The organism is Kocuria sp. NPDC057446, assembly GCF_042802875.1.
Taxonomy (GTDB): domain Bacteria; phylum Actinomycetota; class Actinomycetes; order Actinomycetales; family Micrococcaceae; genus Kocuria.
In genome coordinates, this window is the sequence record NZ_JBHVDI010000241.1 from 1 (window position 1) to 3,597 (window position 3,597).

The 3,597-nt window shown below is 73.5% G+C and carries 3 protein-coding genes; all 3 read left to right on the forward strand.

What is annotated here, in order from left to right:
- The first annotated feature begins 118 nt into the window (after window positions 1-118).
- Genes zwf through pgl form a run of 3 tightly spaced genes read left to right on the forward strand, consistent with a single transcriptional unit; the run spans window position 119 to window position 3,491 of the window.
- Window positions 119-1,630, forward strand: a complete 1,512-nt coding sequence (gene zwf, locus ACFU0Y_RS17605) for a glucose-6-phosphate dehydrogenase (protein ID WP_380216168.1) — start codon at window positions 119-121, stop codon at window positions 1,628-1,630.
- A complete protein-coding gene (locus ACFU0Y_RS17610; protein ID WP_380216164.1) occupies window positions 1,627-2,745 on the forward strand; it encodes a glucose-6-phosphate dehydrogenase assembly protein OpcA in 1,119 nt (372 codons plus the stop codon). Before zwf ends, ACFU0Y_RS17610 begins: the two co-directional genes overlap by 4 nt.
- Entirely contained in the window at window positions 2,742-3,491 is a 750-nt protein-coding gene (gene pgl, locus ACFU0Y_RS17615) for a 6-phosphogluconolactonase (protein WP_380216166.1), read from the forward strand. The genes ACFU0Y_RS17610 and pgl overlap by 4 nt, the downstream gene beginning before the upstream one ends.
- Window positions 3,492-3,597: the final 106 nt, after the last annotated feature.

Sequence of the window (3,597 nt, forward strand, 5' to 3'; positions counted from 1 at the left end):
CGCCACGGTCGTCGCGGGAGTTCCCGCGCCGACCGTTGCGCGTGCAGGACCCGTGGGCGCCTCGGCCCCGCAGAGACGTGAAGGAGTTCCGTTGCCAGACAACAACGCCCGCAATCCCCTGCGGGACCCGAGGGACAGGCGGCTCGTCCGGGTCGCCGCCCCGTCGGCGCTCGTGCTCTTCGGCGTGACGGGAGACCTCGCGAAGAAGAAGCTGCTGCCGGCGATGTACGACCTCGTCAACCGGGGGCTGCTGCCGCCGTCCTTCGCGCTCGTCGGCTTCGGCCGCCGCGACTGGTCGCACGAGCAGTTCCGGGAGGTGGTGCGCGAGTCCGTCGAGGCCCACGCCCGCACCCCGTTCCAGGAGGACGTGTGGCGCCAGTTCGCCTCCGGCGTCCGCTTCGTGCGCGGCGAGTTCGACGAGGACCAGGCCTACGAGGCCCTCAAGTCCACGCTCAAGGAGCTCGACGTGCACTCCGGGACGCGCGGCAACCACGCGTTCTACCTCTCCATCCCGCCGAAGGCGTTCGAGACGGTCTGCCAGCAGCTCGCCGACCACGGCCTGGCGCAGCACGAGAACGCCTCCGGGTGGCGCCGCGTGGTCATCGAGAAGCCCTTCGGCCACGACCTCGACTCCGCCGCGGAGCTCAACGCCATCGTCGAGCGGGTGTTCCCGGCGGACTCGGTGTTCCGGATCGACCACTACCTGGGCAAGGAGACGGTGCAGAACATCCTGGCGCTGCGCTTCGCGAACCAGATGTTCGAGCCCCTGTGGAACGCACAGTTCGTGGACCACGTGCAGATCACCATGGCCGAGGACATCGGCATCGGTTCCCGGGCCGGCTACTACGACGGCGTGGGCGCGGCCCGCGACGTCATCCAGAACCACCTGCTGCAGCTGCTGGCCCTCACCGCCATGGAGGAGCCGCTGTCCTTCGAGGCCCACCACATGCGCGCGGAGAAGGCCAAGGTGCTGGCCTCCGTCGTCGTCCCCGAGGACCGGGCGGCGCACTCGGCGCTCGGCCAGTACGGGTCCGGGCTCCAGGGCGGTGAGCGCGTGCGGGCCTTCCTCGAGGAGCAGGACATCCCCGCCGACTCCCGCACCGAGACCTACGCGGCCCTGCGCCTGGACATCAACAACCGCCGGTGGGCGGGCGTGCCCTTCTACCTGCGGGCGGGCAAGCGCCTGGGCCGGCGGGTCACCGAGATCGCCGTGCAGTTCAAGAACTCGCCCAACCTGCTGTTCGGGGACAACGGCCACGAGGACCTCGGCCAGAACGTCATCGTGATCCGGATCCAGCCCGACGAGGGCGTGACCATCCGGCTGGGCTCCAAGGTGCCCGGCACGCAGTCGGAGATCCGGGACGTGACGATGGACTTCGGCTACGGCCACTCGTTCACGGAGTCCAGCCCGGAGGCCTACGAACGCCTGATCCTCGACGTGCTGCTCGGGGAGCCACCCCTGTTCCCGAACCACGAGGAGGTCGAGCTGTCCTGGCGGATCCTCGACCCCTTCGAGGAGTGCTGGGCGGAGCAGGAGATCATGCCGGAGCCCTACGCGCCCGGGTCCTGGGGACCCGCCGCCGCCGACGAGCTGCTGGCCCGCGACGGACGAGTCTGGAGGCGACCGTGATCGTTTCGATGGAGAACACCACCACCTCGGCCATCGACAAGAAGCTGAACCTGCTGCGGGACCAGCACGGCGTCGTGACGCTCGGCCGGGTCCTCACGCTCGTGATCCTGGCGCAGGCCGGGCACTCCGAGGCCGCCCTCGAGGCGGCGAACTTCGCGAGCCACGAGCACCCGTGCCGGATCCTCGTGCACGTGGCGCACTCGCAGGCCGAGAGCACCCGGCTGGACGCGCAGCTGCGCATGGGCGGTGACGCGGGCGCCTCGGAGGTCATCGTGCTGCACGGCTACGGCGAGCTCGCCGAGCCCACGGAGACCCTGTTCTCCGCGCTGCTGCTGCCGGACGCCCCGATCGTCGCCTGGTGGGCGCACACCGTGCCGCCGCCCTCGCCCCACACCTCGTCGATCGCCGGGATCGCCCACCGGCGGATCACGGACTCCGCGCGCAGCGACGACGCCTTCGAGGCCCTCGCCGAGCTCAGCGGCCGGTACCTGCCCGGCGACACGGACCTGGCCTGGACACGGGTCACCAACTGGCGGATCCAGCTGGCCGCGGTCCTGGACCAGGCGGAGCCCGCGCCCGTGCGCGAGGTCGTCGTCGAGGGGTGCGGCCGCTCCCCCAGCGTGGTGCTGCTCGGCACGTGGCTGGGCACCCGGCTCGACGCCGACGTGACGCTGGTCAACAACCCCGGGCCCCGCCGGCTGGACCGGGTGACCCTCGTCCGGGACGACGGCGAGATCGTGCTGGAGCGCCCGGGACGGTCCGTGGCGATGCTGCGGCAGCCGGGCCAGCCCGACCAGCAGATCGCCATGCCCGTGCGGGACCTCAACGCCTGCATCGCCGAGGAGCTCCGGCGCCTGGACCCCGACGAGGTCTACGGCGAGGTGGTCACCACCGGTCTGCGGGACGTCCGGATCGCCCAGATCGTGGACACGACCGGTGAGCTCACCCCCGGCGCCGCCCGGTTCCTGGCCGAGCACGGCGGCAGCCTCCCGGATCCGCAGGACCCGGCGCGGACGGTGCCCGCCGCCGCGGACCCGGTCCCCGCCGGGCCGGAGACCGCGGAGGCCGCGGCCGCCGCGCCGACCGTGCCCACCCCCGGGGAGGAGCGCGCATGAGCGCCGAGCTGGAGACCGTCGCCCACCCGGACAAGGCGTCCCTCGCCGCGCGGACCGCGGAGCGGATCCTCGACGTGGTCGTGGCGGCGCAGGAGGAGCGCGGGGAGGCGAGCCTCGTCCTCACGGGCGGGAGCATGGGCACCGCGGTGCTCGCCGCCGTCGCCGCCTCCGCCCGCCGGGACCAGGTCGACTGGTCGCGGGTGGACGTGTGGTGGTCGGACGAGCGCTTCGTGGCCGAGGACAGCCCCGAGCGCAACAGCGTCCAGGCCGCCGAGGCCGTGGGCGACGCCCTCGCGCTGAACCCGGACCGGGTGCACCGCATGGGCAGCGCGGACGAGTTCGGCACCGCCGAGGACGCCGCCTTCGACTACCGGCGCGAGCTCGCGGCGGCGGCCGACGCGGAGCACCGGAGGCAGTCCTTCCCCCGCTTCGACCTCGCGCTGCTGGGCCTGGGCCCGGACGGCCACGTGGCCTCCCTGTTCCCGGGGCGCCCGCACGTGCACGAGCAGGACGCCACCGTGCTGGGGGTGCAGGACTCCCCCAAACCCCCGCCGGTGCGGGTGACCATGACGCTGCCGATGATCAACAGCGCGGAGCGCATCTGGTTCCTCGTGGCCGGGGCGGACAAGGCGGAGGCCGTCGCGGCCGTTCGCGGCGGCGCCCCGCTCGAGCGCACGCCCGGCGCCGGGGTGCGCGGGACCGAGGAGACGCTGCTGCTCGCCACGGAGGACGCCCTGGGCGGCTGACGGTCCGGCCGGCCCCCGGAGGGGCGCGGACCCCGGTCCGCACTCCTCCGGGGGCGGCACGGACGACCCCGGGTTCCCCGGCCGGCCGCGGGACGTCGCGGCGGGC